General features: G+C 71.3%; 18 protein-coding genes. 9 read left to right on the forward strand and 9 right to left on the reverse strand.

Features of this window, described 5'->3' with window-relative positions; genetic code table 11:
- Positions 1-94 precede the first annotated feature (94 nt).
- From ACFVS6_RS19110 to pstB, 6 genes are all read left to right on the forward strand, one after another.
- Positions 95-2,347 (forward strand): RNA degradosome polyphosphate kinase, encoded by a 2,253-nt coding sequence (locus ACFVS6_RS19110; RefSeq protein ID WP_389705128.1) that lies wholly within the window; start codon positions 95-97, stop codon positions 2,345-2,347.
- Complete coding sequence (locus ACFVS6_RS19115) at positions 2,328-3,272, forward strand: CHAD domain-containing protein (RefSeq protein WP_389705130.1); 945 nt, start codon at positions 2,328-2,330, stop codon at positions 3,270-3,272. The genes ACFVS6_RS19110 and ACFVS6_RS19115 overlap by 20 nt, the downstream gene beginning before the upstream one ends.
- 419 nt (positions 3,273-3,691) lie before the next feature.
- Complete coding sequence (gene pstS, locus ACFVS6_RS19120; RefSeq protein WP_389705132.1) at positions 3,692-4,831, forward strand: phosphate ABC transporter substrate-binding protein PstS; 1,140 nt, start codon at positions 3,692-3,694, stop codon at positions 4,829-4,831.
- Between the two features lie 129 nt (positions 4,832-4,960).
- Positions 4,961-5,950 carry a phosphate ABC transporter permease subunit PstC gene (gene pstC, locus ACFVS6_RS19125; RefSeq protein ID WP_389705134.1) on the forward strand — a complete coding sequence of 330 codons (990 nt, stop codon included), beginning with the start codon at positions 4,961-4,963 and terminating at the stop codon, positions 5,948-5,950.
- A complete protein-coding gene (pstA, locus tag ACFVS6_RS19130) occupies positions 5,950-7,032 on the forward strand; it encodes a phosphate ABC transporter permease PstA (RefSeq protein ID WP_389705136.1) in 1,083 nt (360 codons plus the stop codon). The genes pstC and pstA overlap by 1 nt, the downstream gene beginning before the upstream one ends.
- 30 nt (positions 7,033-7,062) lie before the next feature.
- Positions 7,063-7,839 carry a phosphate ABC transporter ATP-binding protein PstB gene (gene pstB, locus ACFVS6_RS19135; RefSeq protein WP_384218461.1) on the forward strand — a complete coding sequence of 259 codons (777 nt, stop codon included), beginning with the start codon at positions 7,063-7,065 and terminating at the stop codon, positions 7,837-7,839.
- 122 nt (positions 7,840-7,961) lie between these two features.
- On the opposite strand, the gene ACFVS6_RS19140 is transcribed toward pstB, so the two are convergent.
- The gene (locus ACFVS6_RS19140; RefSeq protein ID WP_281203692.1) at positions 7,962-8,963 is read right to left on the reverse strand and encodes an inorganic phosphate transporter; all 1,002 of its coding nucleotides are present in this window, start codon (positions 8,961-8,963) and stop codon (positions 7,962-7,964) included.
- A gap of 5 nt (positions 8,964-8,968) precedes the next feature.
- The gene (locus ACFVS6_RS19145) at positions 8,969-9,589 is read right to left on the reverse strand and encodes a DUF47 domain-containing protein (RefSeq protein ID WP_267091204.1); all 621 of its coding nucleotides are present in this window, start codon (positions 9,587-9,589) and stop codon (positions 8,969-8,971) included.
- 195 nt (positions 9,590-9,784) lie between these two features.
- Here ACFVS6_RS19145 and ACFVS6_RS19150 point away from each other — a divergent pair, with 195 nt between their 5' ends.
- Positions 9,785-10,126 carry a metal-sensitive transcriptional regulator gene (locus ACFVS6_RS19150; RefSeq protein WP_389705139.1) on the forward strand — a complete coding sequence of 114 codons (342 nt, stop codon included), beginning with the start codon at positions 9,785-9,787 and terminating at the stop codon, positions 10,124-10,126.
- A gap of 88 nt (positions 10,127-10,214) precedes the next feature.
- On the opposite strand, the gene ACFVS6_RS19155 is transcribed toward ACFVS6_RS19150, so the two are convergent.
- Both ACFVS6_RS19155 and ACFVS6_RS19160 read right to left on the reverse strand, forming a co-directional pair.
- Positions 10,215-10,367 carry a hypothetical protein gene (locus tag ACFVS6_RS19155; protein WP_389705173.1) on the reverse strand — a complete coding sequence of 51 codons (153 nt, stop codon included), beginning with the start codon at positions 10,365-10,367 and terminating at the stop codon, positions 10,215-10,217.
- Between the two features lie 147 nt (positions 10,368-10,514).
- Complete coding sequence (locus tag ACFVS6_RS19160; protein ID WP_389705141.1) at positions 10,515-11,366, reverse strand: hypothetical protein; 852 nt, start codon at positions 11,364-11,366, stop codon at positions 10,515-10,517.
- A 450-nt stretch (positions 11,367-11,816) separates the two neighbouring features.
- Between ACFVS6_RS19160 and ACFVS6_RS19165 the strand changes: the two genes are divergently transcribed.
- Positions 11,817-12,050, forward strand: coding sequence for a hypothetical protein (locus ACFVS6_RS19165; RefSeq protein WP_389705143.1), 234 nt, complete (start codon positions 11,817-11,819; stop codon positions 12,048-12,050).
- 220 nt (positions 12,051-12,270) lie between these two features.
- Here the strand turns inward: ACFVS6_RS19165 and ACFVS6_RS19170 are convergent, their stop codons facing one another.
- The 5 genes from ACFVS6_RS19170 to ACFVS6_RS19190 form a co-directional block, all read right to left on the reverse strand.
- Positions 12,271-12,966, reverse strand: coding sequence for a phosphatase PAP2 family protein (locus ACFVS6_RS19170; protein WP_389705145.1), 696 nt, complete (start codon positions 12,964-12,966; stop codon positions 12,271-12,273).
- Between the two features lie 183 nt (positions 12,967-13,149).
- On the reverse strand, positions 13,150-14,181 hold the full coding sequence (locus tag ACFVS6_RS19175) for an NlpC/P60 family protein (protein WP_389705147.1): 1,032 nt from the start codon (positions 14,179-14,181) through the stop codon (positions 13,150-13,152).
- A gap of 59 nt (positions 14,182-14,240) precedes the next feature.
- Positions 14,241-16,040, reverse strand: a complete 1,800-nt coding sequence (locus ACFVS6_RS19180) for a protein kinase (RefSeq protein ID WP_389705149.1) — start codon at positions 16,038-16,040, stop codon at positions 14,241-14,243.
- A gap of 118 nt (positions 16,041-16,158) precedes the next feature.
- Complete coding sequence (locus tag ACFVS6_RS19185; protein WP_389705151.1) at positions 16,159-16,956, reverse strand: thioesterase family protein; 798 nt, start codon at positions 16,954-16,956, stop codon at positions 16,159-16,161.
- Between the two features lie 69 nt (positions 16,957-17,025).
- Positions 17,026-17,634, reverse strand: a complete 609-nt coding sequence (locus ACFVS6_RS19190; protein ID WP_389705153.1) for a LysE family translocator — start codon at positions 17,632-17,634, stop codon at positions 17,026-17,028.
- A gap of 91 nt (positions 17,635-17,725) precedes the next feature.
- On the opposite strand from ACFVS6_RS19190, the gene ACFVS6_RS19195 reads away from it, so the two are divergent.
- Complete coding sequence (locus ACFVS6_RS19195; RefSeq protein WP_389705155.1) at positions 17,726-18,547, forward strand: pentapeptide repeat-containing protein; 822 nt, start codon at positions 17,726-17,728, stop codon at positions 18,545-18,547.
- Positions 18,548-18,905 lie beyond the last annotated feature (358 nt).

Here is an 18,905-nt window from a genome sequence, read left to right on the forward strand (position 1 = left end):
CGCTTGCCAGTCTCCGGTCATGCAGCCCCGACTCCGACTGACAGCCGATGCGTCCGACGCGCCTGTCCTGCCTCGTGCGCGGAAGAATGGGGGCATGAGCCAGAAGCCCGCCGCGGGCCCCAGCGAGGTCCCCGCACAGCACCCGTCCCACCCGTCCGCGACCAGCGCCGCCGCGGTGAAGGCACGCCTGGGATCCATAGCCGCCCACCGCCCCGGCGGACTGGATCCGGACCTGGACGCCGACCTCGACGCGTACGAGGACAAGGACGGGACGGGCGAACTGCCCGCGAACCGGTTCCTCGACCGGGAACGCAGCTGGCTGGCCTTCAACGAACGGGTCCTGGAGCTCGCGGAGGACCCGAACACCCCGCTCCTGGAGCGCGCGAACTTCCTGGCGATCTTCGCGAGCAACCTCGACGAGTTCTTCATGGTCCGCGTCGCCGGCCTGAAGCGGCGCATCGCGACGGGCGTCGCCACCCGTTCGGCCTCCGGCCTGCAACCCCGCGAGGTCCTGGACCTGATCTGGACCCGTTCGCGCGAGCTCATGGCCCGGCACGCCGCCTGCTACCAGCAGGACATCGCCCCGCAGCTGGCCGAGGAGGGCATCCACCTCATCCGGTGGCCCGATCTCACCGAGAAGGAGCAGGCCCGCCTCTTCACCCTGTTCCGCAACCACATCTTCCCGGTGCTGACGCCGCTGGCCGTGGACCCCGCGCACCCCTTCCCGTACATCTCCGGTCTCTCCCTGAACCTGGCCGTGGTGGTCCGGAACCCGGTCAGCGGCCACCGCCACTTCGCCCGGGTCAAGGTCCCGCCGCTCCTCTCCCGGTTCCTGGAGGCCTCCCCGCAGCGCTACGTCCCGCTGGAGGACGTCATCGCCGCGCACCTGGAGGAGCTGTTCCCCGGCATGGAGGTGCTCGCGCACCACATGTTCCGGGTGACCCGCAACGAGGACCTGGAGGTCGAGGAGGACGACGCCGAGAACCTCCTCCAGGCCCTGGAGAAGGAGCTCATGCGGCGCCGCTTCGGGCCGCCCGTGCGCCTGGAGGTCGAGGAGTCCATCGACCCCGGCGTGCTGGACCTCCTCGTGCAGGAGCTGAAGGTGTCCGCCGCCGAGGTGTACCCGCTGCCCGGCCCGCTGGACCTCACCGCCCTCTTCGGGATCTCCTCCCTGGACCGGCCGGAGCTGAAGTACCCGAAGTTCGTCGCGGGCACGCACCGCGACCTGGCCGAGGTCGAATCGGCGTCCGCGCCGGACATCTTCGCCGCGCTGCGCGAGCGGGACGTCCTGCTGCACCACCCGTACGACTCCTTCTCCACGTCCGTGCAGGCCTTCCTGGAGCAGGCCGCCGCCGACCCGGACGTCCTCGCGATCAAGCAGACGCTGTACCGGACCTCCGGCGACTCCCCGATCGTCGACGCCCTGATCGACGCGGCCGAGTCCGGCAAGCAGGTCCTCGTACTCGTCGAGATCAAGGCCCGCTTCGACGAGCAGGCCAACATCAAGTGGGCGCGCAAGCTGGAGGAGTCCGGCTGCCACGTCGTCTACGGCCTCGTCGGCCTCAAGACGCACTGCAAGCTCTCCCTCGTGGTCCGCCAGGAGGGCGACAACCTGCGCCGCTACTCCCACGTCGGCACCGGCAACTACCACCCCAAGACCGCCCGGCTGTACGAGGACCTCGGCCTGCTCACCGCCGACCCGCAGGTCGGCGCCGACCTCTCCGACCTCTTCAACCGGCTGTCCGGCTACTCCCGCCGCGAGACCTACCGCCGGCTGCTGACCGCCCCGAAGTCCCTGCGCGACGGACTCATCTCGCGCATCGACAAGGAGGCCGACCACCACCGGGCCGGCCGGCCCGCGTACGTCCGGCTGAAGATGAACTCGATCGTCGACGAGGCCCTCATCGACTCCCTCTACCGCGCCGCCCGTGCCGGCGTCCCCGTCGACATCTGGGTGCGCGGCATCTGCGCCGTGCGCCCCGGCGTCCCGGGACTGTCGGAGAACATCCGGGTCCGCTCGATCCTCGGCCGCTTCCTGGAGCACTCCCGCGTCTTCGCCTTCGCCAACGGCGGCGAACCGGAGGTGTGGATCGGCAGCGCCGACATGATGCACCGCAACCTCGACCGCCGCATCGAGGCCCTGGTGAGGGTCACCGACCCCGCACACCGCGCGGCACTGGACCGGATGCTGGAGACCGGCATGTCCGACGCCACCTCCTCCTGGCACCTGGGTCCGGACGGCGAATGGACCCGGCACAGCACCGACGCCGAGGGCCAGCCGCTGCAACACGTTCAGGAGATGCTCATAGACGCCCGGAGGCGCCGGCGTGGCTCAGCCAAACCATGACCCGACCGCGGGTGACGTACTCGCCCCGTACCTGCGCCACCAGGCCACCGCGTTCCTGCGCGCGCTGCGCCTGCACGACGAGAGCACCGGGAGCGGCCCCGACGCCGCCGGCAGCGGGGAAGCGGCGCGCGGCCTTCGGGGGGCCGCGCGCCGCATCGCCGGCTCGCTGAGCACGTTCCGGCCGGTGACCGAGCCGGGCTGGGCGGACGGGCTGCGCACCGAGCTGGTGTGGCTGTCCTCGACCCTGGCCGACGAGCACGCGCACGCCGCCCGGCTGTCGCGCCTGCTGGAGGCCCTCCAGCGGCTGTCGGCGGCGCCCGAGGTCCCGGCGCCCCGCGGGGGCGTCACCACGCCCGGGGCGCTCACGGTGGGTTCGGCGCGGGCCGGGGCGCTGCTGGAGCGCCAGCTCACGCTGGCGCGCACCCGCGCCCACTCCACCACCCTCCAGGCCCTCGGTTCGGCCCGCTTCCACGCGGTGGCCGACGCCGTGGCGGTCCTCGCCTCGGAGGTGCCGCTGGACCCGGTGGCGGCCCGCGGCCGGGTGACGGAGGTACTCGCCCCGCTGGCGGCGGTCACCGAGGGCCGGCTCGGCGCGGCCGTCACCGCCCTGCCCACCACGCAGGAGACCCCGTACTCGGCCCACGAGGACGGTGCCTGGCACGAGGTGCGCCGGCTGCTGCGGGTCCACCGGTACGCCCGGGAGGCCCTGGGCGACGACGTGACCCGACTGGTGACCGCGGGCGCGGCCCTGGACGTGCACCGCGACGCCTCCGAGGCGGCCACCGCGTCGGCGACGGCCGCCCGCACCCCGCGGATCGCCCCGGCCACGGCGTACGCCCTGGGGGTGCTGCACGCCGACCAGCGGCACGCGGCCCTGGCGGCCCGCCGCGCCTTCCACGACGTCTGGCACCCGCTCCCGGCCTGAGCGCGCGCCCCGCCCGGGGCCCCGGGCCCGAGAAGATCCCCGATCACCGCCCGGCGGAAATCCGCCGGGCGGTGCCGTTCGTGGAGGCCGGCGCGTCCCCGACCGTCGTGTTCCGGCCACCCGTCGCGGCCCGACCACGTTGGCGCACCGTCGAAAGTCACGGCAGGATAACGGGTGGATAACGTCCCGTTACGTCCGGGTACAAACCGCCCCATCCGCACCGGCCCGTCCGCCACGGTTCACTCGCCGTTCACCGAGCGCCGTCGACCGCTTCACCTGTTCTGCCTAATTTCGGTACTGCAAGGTGCGAGCCGGACCGGAAACCACGGCAACCGCACCGCGTGAACCCGTAGTCCTCCTCGCACGCCGCCCCGATACAGAAAGCGGCCGGCGGCTCCCCGGAAGGAACACCCGAAACAGTGAAGCTTCAGCGCAAGAACATGCTTCGTGCCTCCGCCCTCGGCGCGCTTGTCGTGTCCGGCGCCCTGGTCCTCACGGCGTGCGGCTCGGACGACAACACGAAGACCGGCACCGACGGCTCCTCGAAGGCCGCGGCGCCCGCGCCGGGCGACGTCAAGTGTGAGGGTGCCAAGGGCAAGCTCCTGGCGTCCGGCTCTTCCGCGCAGAAGAACGCCGTCGACCTGTGGGTCAAGAACTACATGGCCGCCTGCTCCGGCGTCGAGGTGAACTACAAGTCCTCCTCCTCCGGTGAGGGCATCGTCGCCTTCAACCAGGGCACCGTCGGCTTCGCCGGTTCGGACTCGGCGCTCAAGCCCGAGCAGATCGAGGAGTCGAAGAAGATCTGCACCGGCGGTCAGGGCATCAACCTGCCGATGGTCGGCGGCCCGGTCGCGCTCGGCTTCAACGTCGCCGGCGTGGACAAGCTGAACCTCGACGCCGCCACGATCGCCAACATCTTCAACGACAAGATCAAGAAGTGGGACGACGAGGCGATCAAGAAGCTGAACCCCGGCGTCACGCTTCCCTCCACCGCCATCCAGGCCTTCCACCGCTCCGAGGACTCCGGCACCACCGAGAACCTGGGCAAGTACCTCAAGGCCGCCGCCCCCGACGCCTGGTCCTACGAGGCCTCGAAGAAGTGGCCGGCCCCCGGTGGCCAGGCCGCCTCCGGCTCCTCCGGTGTCGCCTCGCAGGTCAAGGCCGTCGACGGCGCGATCGGCTACTTCGAGCTCTCCTACGCCAGCTCGCAGAGCATCAAGACGGTCGACGTGAACACCGGCGCCGGCACCCCGGTCAAGGCCACCGGCGAAAACGCCTCCAAGGCCATCGCCGCCGCCAAGATCGCCGGCACCGGCTCCGACCTGGCGCTGAAGCTCGACTACACCACCAAGGCCGAGGGCGCGTACCCGATCGTCCTGGTCACGTACGAGGTCGTCTGCGACAAGGGCAACAAGCCCGAGACGCTCGGCACCGTGAAGTCCTTCCTGGAGTACACCGCCTCGGACGCGGGCCAGAAGGTCCTCACCGAGAACGGCTACGCGCCGATCCCGGCCGAGATCAACACCAAGGTCCGCGAAGTCATCAAGTCGCTGGCCTAGTCCTGAGCCCCGCGATGCCGGGTGGATCCCGTCCGATCCGCCCGGCGTCCGGGGACCCTCCCCCTCCCACCCGGGGGGATCCGGTGCACCGCCGCCAGGGGGCCTGCCCCCACTCAGACCGGAAAGACCATGGCTTCCACCACACCCACCCAGATAGACACGGCTCCGCCTGTCTCCAAGAGCGGAAGGTCCACCGGCCGCGCCGGTGACAAGATCTTCGCCGGGCTCTCCAAGGGATCCGGCATCCTGCTCCTGGTGATCATGGCGTCGATCGCCATCTTCCTCACCTACCGCGCCGGCATCGCACTGTCGAAGAACGAGGGCAACTTCCTCACCACCTTCGACTGGAACGCGTCCGCCAACCCGCCCGTCTTCGGCATCGCCGTCCTGCTCTTCGGCACCGTCGTCAGCTCGATCATCGCGATGGTCATCGCGGTTCCGATCGCCGTCGGCATCGCCCTGTTCATCTCGCACTACGCGCCGCGCAAGCTGGCCGCGCCCCTCGCCTACGTGGTCGACCTGCTGGCCGCCGTGCCCTCGATCATCTACGGCATCTGGGGCGCCCTGTTCCTGGTGCCGCAGCTGGGCGGGCTGAACCTCTGGCTCGACGAGTTCCTCGGCTGGACCTACGTCTTCGACAAGACCCAGGTCGGCGTCGCCCGCTCGCTCTTCACCGTCGGCATCCTGCTCGCGATCATGATCCTGCCGATCGTGACCAGCGTCAGCCGCGAGGTCTTCCTCCAGGTCCCGCGCATGAACGAGGAGGCCGCCCTGGCCCTCGGCGCGACCCGCTGGGAGGTCATCCGCATGTCGGTGCTGCCCTTCGGCCGCTCCGGCGTCATCTCCGCCTCGATGCTCGGCCTCGGCCGCGCCCTCGGCGAGACCATGGCCGTGGCCACCGTCCTCTCCCCGAGCTTCCTGATCTCGTTCCACGTCCTGAACCCGGGCGGCGGCACCTTCGCGCAGAACATCGCCGCGAAGTTCGACGAGGCCAACGAGTTCGGCCGGGACGCGCTGATCGCCTCCGGTCTGGTCCTCTTCCTCCTCACCCTGCTGGTCAACGGCGCCGCGCGCATCATCATCGCGCGCCGCAAGGAGTTCTCGGGGGCGAACGCCTGATGAGCCACGCACTGCAGGACCCGCGTCCCGTACGGGACCGCAAGTCCGCCGCTCCCGCCTCCCTCACCCGAGGCGGCCTGCCCCGCTGGACCCCGGCCGGCATCGCCGTCCTGTCCGCCGCCCTCGGATCCGGCATCGGCCTGCTCTTCGACCTCCACAGCAAGGTCCAGTGGGGCCTCCTCGCGGCCCTCCTGTTCGTGGCCATCACGTACACGGCCAGCGCGATCGTCGAGAACCGCCGCCAGGCCAAGGACCGGGTCGCGACCTCCGTCGTCTGGGTCTGCTTCATCCTGGCCGTCATCCCGCTGCTCTCGCTGCTGTGGACGACGATCAGCCGCGGCATCACCGTCCTCGACGGGGACTTCCTCGGCCACTCGATGAACGGCGTGACCAGCTTCGAGGAGGGCGGCGGCGTCTACCACGCGCTGCTCGGCACCATCGAGCAGGTCGGCCTGGCCACCCTGATCGCCGCGCCCGTCGGTCTGCTGACCGCCGTCTACCTCGTCGAGTACGGCCGGGGCTCGCTCGCCAAGGCCGTCACCTTCTTCGTCGACGTGATGACCGGCATCCCCTCGATCGTCGCGGGTCTGTTCATCCTGACGACGTGGAACCTGATGCTCGGCTTCGGCCCCTCCGGCTTCGCCGGCGCCATGGCGCTGTCGATCCTGATGATGCCGGTCGTGGTCCGCTCCACCGAGGAGATGCTCAAGCTCGTCCCGAACGAGCTGCGCGAGGCCGCGCTGGCCCTCGGTGTGCCGAAGTGGCGCATGATCCTCAAGGTCGTGCTCCCCACCGCCATCGGCGGCATCTCGACCGGTGTCATGCTGGCCGTGGCCCGCATCGCCGGTGAGACCGCCCCGATCATGCTGCTGGTCTTCGGCTCCCAGCTGATCAACGGCAACCCCTTCGAAGGCGCCCAGTCCTCGCTCCCCCTCTACATCTGGGAGCAGTACAAGGTCGGCAGTGACGCCTCCTACGACCGGGCGTGGGCCGCGGCCCTCGTACTGATCGCCTTCGTCATGATCCTCAATCTGGTGGCCCGCGGCATAGCCCGCTGGAAGGCCCCGAAGACCGGTCGCTGACGCGACCACCTGAAAGCGAAGTGACCCCTCATGGCGAAGCGAATCGACGTCAGCGGACTGTCCGCCTTCTACGGCACCCACAAGGCCATCGACGACATCTCGATGACCGTCGAGCCCCGCTCGGTGACGGCCTTCATCGGCCCCTCCGGCTGCGGCAAGTCCACCTTCCTGCGGACCCTGAACCGCATGCACGAGGTCACCCCCGGCGGCCGCGTCGAGGGCAAGGTCCTCCTGGACGACGAGAACCTCTACGGAGCCGGCGTCGACCCGGTCGCGGTCCGCCGCACCGTCGGCATGGTCTTCCAGCGCCCCAACCCCTTCCCCACCATGTCGATCTTCGACAACGTGGCGGCGGGCCTGCGCCTCAACGGCTCGTTCAAGAAGTCCGAGCTGTCGGACATCGTCGAGAAGTCCCTCCAGGGCGCCAACCTCTGGAACGAGGTCAAGGACCGCCTGAACAAGCCCGGCTCCGGCCTCTCCGGCGGCCAGCAGCAGCGCCTGTGCATCGCCCGCGCGATCGCGGTCGAGCCGCAGGTCCTGCTGATGGACGAGCCCTGCTCCGCGCTCGACCCGATCTCCACCCTCGCCATCGAGGACCTGATCGGCGAGCTGAAGGAGCGCTTCACGATCGTCATCGTGACGCACAACATGCAGCAGGCGGCCCGCGTCTCGGACCGCACCGCCTTCTTCAACCTCTCCGCCGTCGGTCAGCCCGGCAAGCTCATCGAGATCGACGACACGGACCGGATCTTCTCCAACCCGTCCGTCCAGGCGACCGAGGACTACATCTCGGGCCGCTTCGGTTAAGCACGGGATGGACGAAACGTCCTGCGGTGCTGCATGGCGGTGCCACCGCAAGGCGAAAGGAAAAGGGCCGGCTCCCCCTGGGTGGGGGGAGCCGGCCCGCTTTCGTACCGGGACGCCGGCGGCTAGCCGACGAAGGCGAGGTTCACGATCCAGAAGCTGACCGCGGCCACCAGGGCCGCGGCGGGCATGGTGATGAACCAGCCGAGGATGATGTTCTTCGCGACACCCCAGCGGACCGCGTTGATCCGCTTGGTCGCGCCCACACCCATGATCGCCGAGGTGATCACGTGCGTGGTGGAGATCGGCGCGTGGAAGAGGAACGCCGAGCCGAACATGATCGAGGCGCCGGTGGTCTCCGCCGCGAAGCCCTGCGGCGGGTCCAACTCGATGATCTTGCGGCCGAGCGTGCGCATGATGCGCCAGCCGCCCGCGTACGTACCCAGCGACAGCATCACCGCACACGCGATCTTGACCCAGATCGGGATCGCGTCGCCCGCGCCCTGCACGTCGGCGATGACCAGGGCCATCATCACGATGCCCATCGTCTTCTGGGCGTCCTGGAGACCGTGACCCAGGGCCATGCCGGCCGCGGACACCGTCTGCGCGATGCGGAAGCCCCTCTTGGCCTTGTGCGGGTTGGCCCGGCGGAACATCCACAGGATGGCCACCATCACCAGGTAACCGACCACGAGACCGACGACCGGCGAGACGAACATGGGGATGACGACCTTGTCGACCACCCCGGACCAGATCACCTCGGTGCCGCCCGCCAGCGCCGCGCCCACCATGCCGCCGAACAGCGCGTGCGAGGAGGACGAGGGCAGGCCGAAGTACCAGGTGATCAGGTTCCAGACGATCGCGCCGACCAGCGCCGCGAAGAGGATCCACATGCCCCGGTTGCCGTGGGGCGTCTCGATGAGACCCTCACTGACCGTCTTGGCCACCCCGCTGCCGAGGAAGGCGCCCGCCAGGTTCATCACCGCCGCCATCGCGAGCGCCGCGCGCGGGGTCAGGGCCCGCGTCGAGACGGACGTGGCGATGGCGTTCGCGGAGTCGTGGAAGCCGTTGGTGTAGGTGAAGCCGAGCGCGACACCGATGGTCACGATCAGCGCAAAGGTGTCCACGTGGTTCAGGACTCCTTGACCGCGATGGTCTCCACCGTGTTCGCAACGTGCTCGAACGCGTCGGCCGCCTCTTCGAGCACGTCGACGATCTGCTTGAGCTTCAGCACCTCGATGGCGTCGTACTTGCCGTTGAAGAGCTGGGCGAGCAGCTTGCGGTGGATCTGGTCCGCCTGGTTCTCGAGGCGGTTGACCTCGATCCAGTACTCGGTCAGGTTCTCCATGGTCCGCAGGTGCGGCATGGCCTCGGCCGTCAGCTCGGCGGCCCGCGCCAGGACCTCGATCTGCTGCTCGACGCCCTTGGGGAGCTCCTCCACGTTGTAGAGGACGACCAGGTCGACCGCCTCCTCCATGAAGTCCATGATGTCGTCGAGGCACGACGCGAGGTTGTAGATGTCCTCGCGGTCGAACGGCGTGATGAAGGAGGAATTCAGCTGGTGGAAGATCGCGTGCGTCGCGTCGTCCCCCGCGTGTTCCGCCGCCCGCATCCGTTCCGCGATCTCGGCCCGGGCGGACGGATCCGCTCCGAGCAGTTCCATCAGGAGCTTGGAGCCCGTGACGATGTTGTCCGCGGAGGCGGCGAACATGTCGTAGAAGCTCGTCTCCCTGGGGGTCAGACGAAATCGCACGTGAGGTCCTCGGGGTGCATTGGGTTCGGTCAGGCTGATGCTAGGCGCATCCCCCGGCCACGGCTAACCGGCCGTTCCCCAGTGTCCTCCATCAGGCACAGTGGGCCGCACGGACCCCTGCCCCGCCGGCCGGGGCCAAGTACCCTATACCCATGAGGGGTATATACCCCCTCGTTCCGGACCACGGGAGGACGCATGACGACCATCGAGGCGGAAGGTTCCGGAGCCGACGCCGGCACCGCCCCTGTCCCGGCCGTGCACGGGTACCACCACCAGAAGGACGAGCACCTCAAGCGGCTGCGGCGCATCGAGGGCCAGATCCGAGGCCTGCAGCGACTCGTCGACGAGGACGTCTACTGCATCGACATACTCACCCAGGTCTCCGCGAGCACGAAGGCCCTCCAGTCCTTCGCCCTCCAGCTGCTGGAGGAACACCTGCGGCACTGCGTCGCGGACGCGGCCGTCAAGGGCGGGGAGGGGATCGACGCCAAGGTCGAGGAGGCCACGAAGGCCATCGCCCGCCTCCTGCGCACCTGAGACGCGCCTCACGCGCGCGTCCGCCCGCCGGACCGACTCCGAGCCCCCGCCTTCCGATTCCGCGCGGGCGGGGCTCCCGGGGCCCGGTTCAGTACCCGATGCCCATCAGGACCTCGTCGATCCGGTCCTGGCTCAGCCGGTCCTCCACGGCGGCGGACGCCGCGATGATCAACTCACCGCACAGCTCGATCTCTGCGAGCGCCACGTGGTCCTGCACCGTCGTACCGCCCGCGGGAGTCACGCGTGTCACCTCTTTCTGCCGTCATCGCCCTTCGACGCCCGGCCTCTCAGCGTAGGGATCGGACCCCGTTGCGCACATGACACGGATGGACCATTTCCGGATAGCGGGACCATGGCCCGGACGCACCGGCCCGGACGGGCCGGCCGGTCAGTCGGCGATCTTCCCCGCGAAAATGTCCCCGCTTGCGGGCAATGCCACGGTGACCGGGGTCCCGAACCCGTAGAGCATCGTGGTCGAGGAGACATCGATCACGCCATTCTTGACGTACGTGAACCGGTGCCGGACCTTGCGGAGCAGCCCCTTCTCGTCGAGGTAGACGTCGAAGGGCACGCTGTCCGTGCTGAACCCTTTCGCCGCCGCTTCCAGGGCTTCCCTCACCCCCGGCGAGGCGGTCCGCGCCGCCCGCCCGATGTCCGTCGTCCCCTGGTAGTGCCACACCCGGGTGCCGGCGACCTCGTCCTCGCCGACGTACGTGACGCCCTGCGCGGCCCGCAGCAGCTCGACGGCGGTCAACGGATCGGTGGCCCCGCCGGTGACGAGGTTGCCGTCGGCGAGGGTCGTGGTGTCGACCCGGACCCACTTGTCGTCGGGGACCCCCGCGCCGCGGTTCTTCATGTAGAGGGCGCCGGGGACGAGGAGCTCGGTGATGGGCCGGTGCTCGGCCTTGCCCGTCACGTCGGCCGGGAGCATCACCAGGAGCTGCCCCATGCGCTTGCGGAAGTCGACGCCGCCCTCGCCCCGGATGGTGACCCGGGTGCCGCCGGTGGCCATCTCCATCGCCGTACGGGCCCGCGCGCTGCCGGCGCCGGCCAGCCCGTCGACGGCCCCGCGGATCGCCGCGGCCGGGTCGCGCGGTGCCCGGGCGTCGTCGCTCGCGGAGGCCTCGCCTGATCCACCGCCACCGCACGCGCCCAGCGCGGCCACGGTCACCGCCATGCCGACCGCGACCACCGCCTCACCCGCACGTCCGCGCCGCCGCCTGTGCTGGTGCACCACCATCGCCTGCCAACCCCCAACGCATGAAACCTGCTTGCCCGAGGCCCCCACCCGCTCCGGTTAACGAGGTCCGGGGTTTCCCGTCACGGGCCGTCGGCTGACGGGGGCCGTACCGGACCGGGGCGCCCCCGGGTACCGTGGGGACGTGGATCCGCACACCAAGGCGACCCCGGCCCCTCCGTTTACCGCTGTGCCGCTTCCGCGTCACCCCGCGGAGCCCGCACAGCCACCTCTCGGTCACACCACGAGCACCGCGGAACGCGGCTCGTTCTGTCTGGCCGTCTGCAGCTGCGGTTGGACGGGCCCCGCCCGTCGCTCCCGCGACCTGGCGAGACGGGACGCCACCCGGCACACCTCCGGGTAGCAGGCCCGGCGCGACCCCCGCAGCCGCGCGTGTCGCCCGTTCGGACGGCCCGGGTGGCCGCGCGGGGCCCGAGCGGATGCCCTGGTCCCATGCCAGGAACCGCACCCCGCTACGCGGCCCTCCTCTGGGCCCTGCTCATCGCGCTCACCCCGGCCGCGGCCTGGGCCCGCCCCGTGGGCTCGGCGGACGGCCCGGCCGACGTGGCGCTCGCCGTCGGGGTCACCACCGCCGCGGCCGTGGCCACCGGGCTGTGGCTGCGTTCCCGCTACCGCCGCGAGGAGCCGACCCGGGACGACGCTCCGGGGCCCGGCGGCGAGCAGTGAGCCCACGCCCCCGCCCGACGGCGGTCCGGCTCTGCTTCGGCGCGGCGGGACTCTGCCTGCTGGTGGCGGTGCTGCTCACGGTGTGGAACTCGTACGCCGGCTGACGGCCCGGCCCCGCCGACCGGCGGAGCGGACTCGGGCGGTCTCGGGCCGCGAGGTCTCGGGAAGCGAGGGCTCAGGCCGCGAGGTCTCAGGCCGCCAGGTCTCGGGAAGCGCGGACTCAGGCCGCGAGGTCGCTCTCCGCCGACCGCTGCGCCAGCTCCACCGGCGTGGCCACCACCCGGTCCCGGGCACGGACGAGCCGGCCGAGGCCGGGCGCGCGGGCCAGCGTGCGGACCACCGGAGTCAGCAGGGCCATGGCGAGCGGCGCGAGGAGCAGGACGACGGCCGTGCCCAGGGCGAAGCCGCCGATCACGTCGGTCGGGTAGTGGACGCCCATGTAGACCCGGCACAGGCCCTCGGCCAGGGCCAGCGCGATGCCGATCAGCCCGAGCCGGCGGTTCACGAGGAACACGCCGACCGCGAGGGCCATCGTCAGGGTGGCGTGGCCGCTGACGAACGAGAAGCCCGCGCCCTGACCCTGGCCGGCGGCGAACACGTCGAGGCCCTCGTGCTGGACGAACGGGCGCGGTCGGGCGACGAACTCACGCAGCGGCACGTTCACGAGCAGCGCGAGCGCAGCGGCGAGCGGGGCCCACACGAGCGCGGCGAACGAATCGACGGCGCCCGCCTCGTCCTGGCTCCGGGCGCCGCTCCAGCACCACAGCACCAACAGGACCAGGGCGAGCGGAAGTCCGTACTCGGCGAGGAGGCCCACGGCCCGGTCGACGCCGTCGGGGGCACGCCGGGCAAGACCGTTGACCTCGTACAACAGGCCGACATCCACATTCGGCCCACCACTTGTGAGTCCAGCCATGCGACGCGGCCCCTTGCCTAGGTCCCCAGCGGGCGCGCTGCGCTGCGCACCCTTCCAAACCCCCGTCGATCAACCCCCGTGTCCATGGAACGCCCGTTCTGGCAGGTCCGTTCCACTCTCCACCGAATGATCACTCCAACGTTATCGAAGAGTGACTCATCGTCGCAGCTCAAGGCCTTTGGTTCACGGAGAGTTGCCGGGGGCGGGGGTTGCGGGCGTCCGCTCCGGAAGCGCCTCGGCACCATCCTTGGTGACCCGCGTCGCACCGAAGTAGTCGGGGGTGTCGATCTTGTCGAAGCGGATGACCGCCCCGGTGAACGGGGCGTTGATCATGTAGCCGCCGCCGACGTACATGCCGACGTGCCGAATCTCGCGGGAGTTCGTCAGATCGTCGGAGAAGAAGACCAGATCACCGGGGAGCAACTCCGCGCGCGACGGGTGCGATCCGGCGTTGTACTGGTCGTTCGCGACGCGCGGCAGCTCGATCCCCACCGTCTCGTACGCCGCCTTCGTCAGCCCGGAACAGTCGAAGCGCCCGTCCTGATCGGGAGTGCCGTTGCCGCCCCACAGGTAGGGGGTGCCGAGTTGCTTCTGCGCGAAGTAGATGGCACCCGCGGCCTGCTGGGACGGCGCGACCCGGCCGAGGGGTCGCGCGAAGCTCTTCTCCAGGGACCGGATGGCCTTCACGTACCCCTGCGTCTCGCTGATCGGGGGCACGCCGCCCGCCTTGATCACGCGGTAGGGACCGGCGTTGTACGCGGCGAGCATGTTGTCGGACAAATTGCCCGGCACCTTCGCCACGTCCTTGGCGAGTTGACAGTCGTACGTCGCCGCCGCCGGGATGGCGTCCTTCGGATCCCAGATGTCCTTGTCGCCGTCACCGTCGCCGTCGACCCCGTACATGGCCCACGTGCCCGGGATGAACTGGGCGATGCCCCGCGCGTCGGCATGGCTCACCACATCGGGCTTCCAGCCGCTCTCGGTGTACAACTGCGCCGCCAACATGGCCGGATTCAGCGCGGGGCAAAGGTTTCCCCACTTCTCGACCAGCGGCTGGTAGATCGCCGGGACGGCCCCCTTGACCAGACCGACGGCGCCCTGCCTACCGCCGTTCACGATCCCCGCCGCCGCCGAGTAGGTGCCCACGACGAGCAGCGCGACGAAGCTCAGGCACACGCCGATGCCGATCCCGCTTGCCATCCAGAACTTGCGCACCCGTCAACACTGCCTCATGGCAAGAGACCTGACAGCGCATTCGTCGGCCTGTGTTCGCATTATTTCACCGGAAAGCCGGTGCAGAAGATGCTGTTGTACTCCTTGATGCCCCTGACGCGGTAGAACACCACCGTCCAGTCACCGGGGTCGTTGGCGACCGGGATCGCCGGGAAGCTCTTCTGCTTCCCCTGGTTGTCCACGAGCTCCGTGGCGAAGTCGTCGGGGTACGTGAACTCGACCTTCTCGCCCGCCTCCGCCTTCGCCGCGAGGTCCACGCTCCTGCTCGTGTAACCGATGGTCTTGTTCTCCACGACGAAGTCGGCGTACGGCCGCCCGGACGCCTCGTCGATCTCGTGCGGGGGCTTGACCCCGACCGAGACGTAGTACGGGCCCTTCTCCTGGTGGTACGGCTTCAGCATCACGTGGATCCTGGCCTTCCCCTTGACCGCGCCCGGCGCCGCACCGGGGTCGTCGGCGTCGACCACCGAGGCGACCAGGTGGCGGGAGGCCTCCTCGGCGGGCAGGTTGCACTGCCCCACCCCGCCGCCCTCACCCGTCCACAGGTCCCGCGACGGGTTCGTCGCCTGGATGCGGCCGGGGACCGCCCCCGTACCGTCGGCGCCCGACGCGGACGCCGCCGCGGACGGTGACCCCGACGCGGACGGGCTCGACCCGGGCTGCCCGGCGGGCGTCGGCCCGGCCGGGGCGGACGCCGACGGCGCGGTCGGCGCAATCCCGTCCGCGGTCACCTTGCCGTCCTCCTCCCGCAGCAGCACGTACCCGCCCGCGACCAGCCCGGCCACGACGAGGCCGGCCACGGCCGCCAGGACCGGGCGCGACGGACGCCGACCACCCGACACCCCGGCGGCGGCGGGCGCGCCGACCGGGAGCGGCGGCACGTACGTCGGCACGTAGCCGCCCGGACCACTGGCGAGCCCGGGACCGACGGTGACGGGCAGCCCGGCCGGCGGCCCCGCGGCCGTCCCGGTCGGCAGCCCCCGCGCCCGTTCGGCGCCCGCCGCCAGGAACGTCGCGTACACCGGATCGTCGACCAGCGCCGCGTCCACCGCGCACCGCCGGATGACCTCCGCGAGCGCCGGGCGCGCGCCCGGCTCCGCCGCCACGCAGGCCCGGACCAGCCCGGCGAGGCCGGGCTCCACGCCCTCCACGTCGATCTCGCCGTGCACCGCACGGAAGTTGACCGCGGTCGGCTCGCCCGTACCGAACGGCGCCCGGCCGGTCGCCGCGTACGCGATCGTCGCCCCCAGCGCGAAGACGTCCGCCGCGTCCGCCACCTCACCCCGCAGCAGCACCTCGGGCGCCGTGTACCCGGGCGTGCCCGGAGCCGTACCGAACTGCGTCAGCGCCGTCTGCGCGGCGGCCCTCGCGATGCCGAAGTCGATGAGCTGCGGCCCCTGGACCCCCAGGATGACGTTCTGCGGCTTGAGGTCCCGGTGCGTCACCCCGTACGCGTGGACGCTCGCGAGGCCCTCGGCCAGCGCGGCGAACAGCCGGCGGCAGGTGTCGGCCGGCAGCGCCCCGCGGTCGCGCACGGCGTCGGCGAGGGTGGGACCGGCGACGTACTCGGTCGCCAGCCAGTACGGCGGCGCCGTCAGCGACGCGTCGATCAGGTTCGCCGTGTACGCGGACCGCACCGCCCGGACCGTCTCGACCTCCCGGCGGAACCGCGCGAGCGCCTCCGGATGCCCGGTGATCTCGTCCTTGATCACCTTGATGGCGACCAGCCGACCGCCCGGCGACCGCCCCAGGTACACCTGCCCCATGCCCCCGGCCCCGATCCGGGCCAGCAGGGTCTGCGCCCCTATGTGGGTCGGGTCGGTGTCTCTCAGGGCCTCCATCCGCCCGAGACTGCCACACCGATTCCCGTGCGCGGCAACCGGGTTGACGCTCCGTCCGGGACCGCCCGGCACCCCGGCCCGGTCCAACCGGGACCGCGCGGCGCCCCGGCGCCCGGTCTCAGCGGCGCGGTGCCACGAACAGGCTCTGCGCGCCGCGACCGATGGGCCCCTTCTCGTCGTGCAGGCGGGAGTCCGCGAGCCCGATCCCCGCCGCGTCCACGCTCGTCCGGGCCTCCACGCAGACCCATTCGCCGACGGGGTGGCGGTGCAGGTGGACGCTGAGGTCACCGTTGACGAAGACGTACCGGCCGAAGTCCACGGCCGAGCTGATCCCGTTCCCGGAATCCGCGGCGACGAGCGCCTGGTCCAGCGGCCGGACCTCCTCCCCGGCCACGAGCGGCACCTTCATCCGCATCCAGCAGGTACCCGGCCCGAGCTCGGTGAAGGCGCCCTCGGTGAAGCGGGTCTCCATCGCCGAGTGGTAGCCGGTCTCCCACGGCACCGGGAAGAACGGCGTCACCGCCACCTCCCCCGGCGGCGGCAGCAGCGCGGCCGGTGCCACCGCCGGCACCGGCTCGGCGGCGACCCTGATCCGCAGCGCCCGCGCCAGCATCACCGGCGCGTCCGCGCCCTCCGGCACGAGCGCCGCCTCGACCACCTCCGTACCGCGACCGGACCGCAGCACGCTCGTGGTGATCTCCAGCCCACCGATCGGGACCGGCCGCAGGATCTCGTACGTGATCCTCGCGATCCGCATGTCCGTCCGCCCGCCCGGCCGCTCCTCGACCGCCCGCCCGAGCAGCGCGGCCGGCGGACCGGCGTGCTGCGACCCCACGTCCCACGGCCCGCGGGTGGCTTCGCCCGCCCGGAACCGTCCCGTGTCGACCCGCTCGTAGAACCCGTCGGCAGCATCCATGCCACGGCACGCTACCGACAGGTAACCCGGGGCACCAGCCCGTCGCGGCGACCGGGTCGGCAGGCCGGGTCAGCGGGCGAACCCGAGCCCGACGCCCAACCCCACCAGCACCGAACCGATCACCCGGTTCAGGGCCTTCTGCGCCTTCAACATCCGCTCGCGCAGCCGCGAGTCCGAGAAGAACAGCGCGACCGCCCCGAACCACACCAGGTGCGCCGCGGCCATGAACAGCCCGTACCCGGCCTGCTGCCACGTCGAGGTCCCCGGGTTCACGACCTGCGTGAACGTCGACACCACGAACAGCGTCGTCTTCGGGTTCAGCACGTTCGTCAGGAAGCCCGACCGCAACGCCCCGAGCGGGGTCAGACCCGGCTTCGACTCCAGGTCCACGGTCAGCTCGGCCCGCGCCCGGAAGGTACGGATCCCGATCCACACCAGGTACGCGGCACCCGCCAGCTTGATCGCCGTGAACAGGGCGGTGGAGGACGCGATGAGCAGACCGACGCCGAGCATCGTGTACGAGACGTGCACCAGCACCCCCGCCGCGACGCCGGCGGCCGCGAACAGCCCCGTCGGACGCCCGTACAAATAACTGTTCCTGACCACCATGGCGAAGTCCGCGCCGGGACTGATCACGGCGAGCAGGGTGATGACGGCAACTGCGATCACTTCTGTCATGTACGGATGCTCACCGCTCCCCGCATGCCGGATCAAGGCATTCCGCCCATCGTTGCCCGCCCGGACCGCACGCTCGGGCGACAATGGACGGGTGTCCACCACCGCCCTTCCCGCCCTTCCCGTCCTTCAGGCCGACTGCTCCAACTGCTTCGCCCTCTGCTGCGTCGCCCTGCCGTTCGCGAAGTCGACCGACTTCGCGGTGAACAAGCCGGCCGGCACCCCCTGCACGAACCTCCGGCAGGACTTCCGCTGCGGCATCCACACCGCCCTGCGCGACAAGGGCTTCCAGGGCTGCACCGTCTTCGACTGCTTCGGAGCCGGCCAGCAGGTCTCCCAGGTCACCTTCGGCGGCCGGGACTGGCGCACCGCCCCCGACACCAGGGGCCCGATGTTCGAGGTCTTCCCGGTGATGCGGCAGCTCCACGAGCTCCTCTTCTACGTCGCCGAGGCCCTGACCCGCCCGGAAGCCGCCCCCGCCCACCCGGACCTGCGCCGCCTCCTGACCCGGACCGAGGCCCTGACCCGGTCGGACGCCACCACCCTCGCCGCACTGGACGTCGGCGCCCTCCGCCAGGAGATCAACGTCCTCCTCCTACGCACCAGCGAACTGGTCCGCGCGACGCTCCCGGGCCGCAAGAAGAACCACCGCGGCGCCGACCTGATGGGCGCCCGCCTCGCCGGAGCCGACCTGCGCGGAGCGAACCTGCGCGGCGCCTACCTGATCGCAGCCGACCTCCGCCGCGCCGACCTCCGCGGCGCGGACCTGATCGGCGCCGACTTCCGCGACACCAACCTCCGCGACGCCGACCTCCGCAACACCCTCTTCCTCACCCAACCCCAGCTCAACGCCGCCCAGGGCAACCCCGAAACCCACATCCCACCCACCCTCACGCGCCCGTCGCACTGGACGTGACCGTGGGCGGGGCATCGGACCAGCCCCACCGGCTCTTCCCCGCCTCACCGGGGTCCCAGCCGCAGGAGTCCCGGGGAGCAGCCCCACTCCCCAGCCACCCTCCCGGCCCCGCCGCTCCCGACCCACTCACCCCCGGCCCGCCACGGACCGGGTCCCGCTCAGCCCCAGTGCCCGCCACTCCCGGCCCCTCCACCACGAGCCCCGCTCGCTCCCGGCCCCCGCCACTCCCAGCCCCGCCGGCGTTTGAGGCGCGGGGGTCCGGGGGCGGAGCCCCCGGGACACGGTGAAAGGGCGGGACGGGGACCGGCCCCGCCCAGCCGCCCACCCCCGCCCCCCCCCCGGAGCCCCCGCCGCCCCC

This window comes from Streptomyces sp. NPDC057939 (assembly GCF_042887545.1).
Lineage (GTDB): Bacteria > Actinomycetota > Actinomycetes > Streptomycetales > Streptomycetaceae > Streptomyces.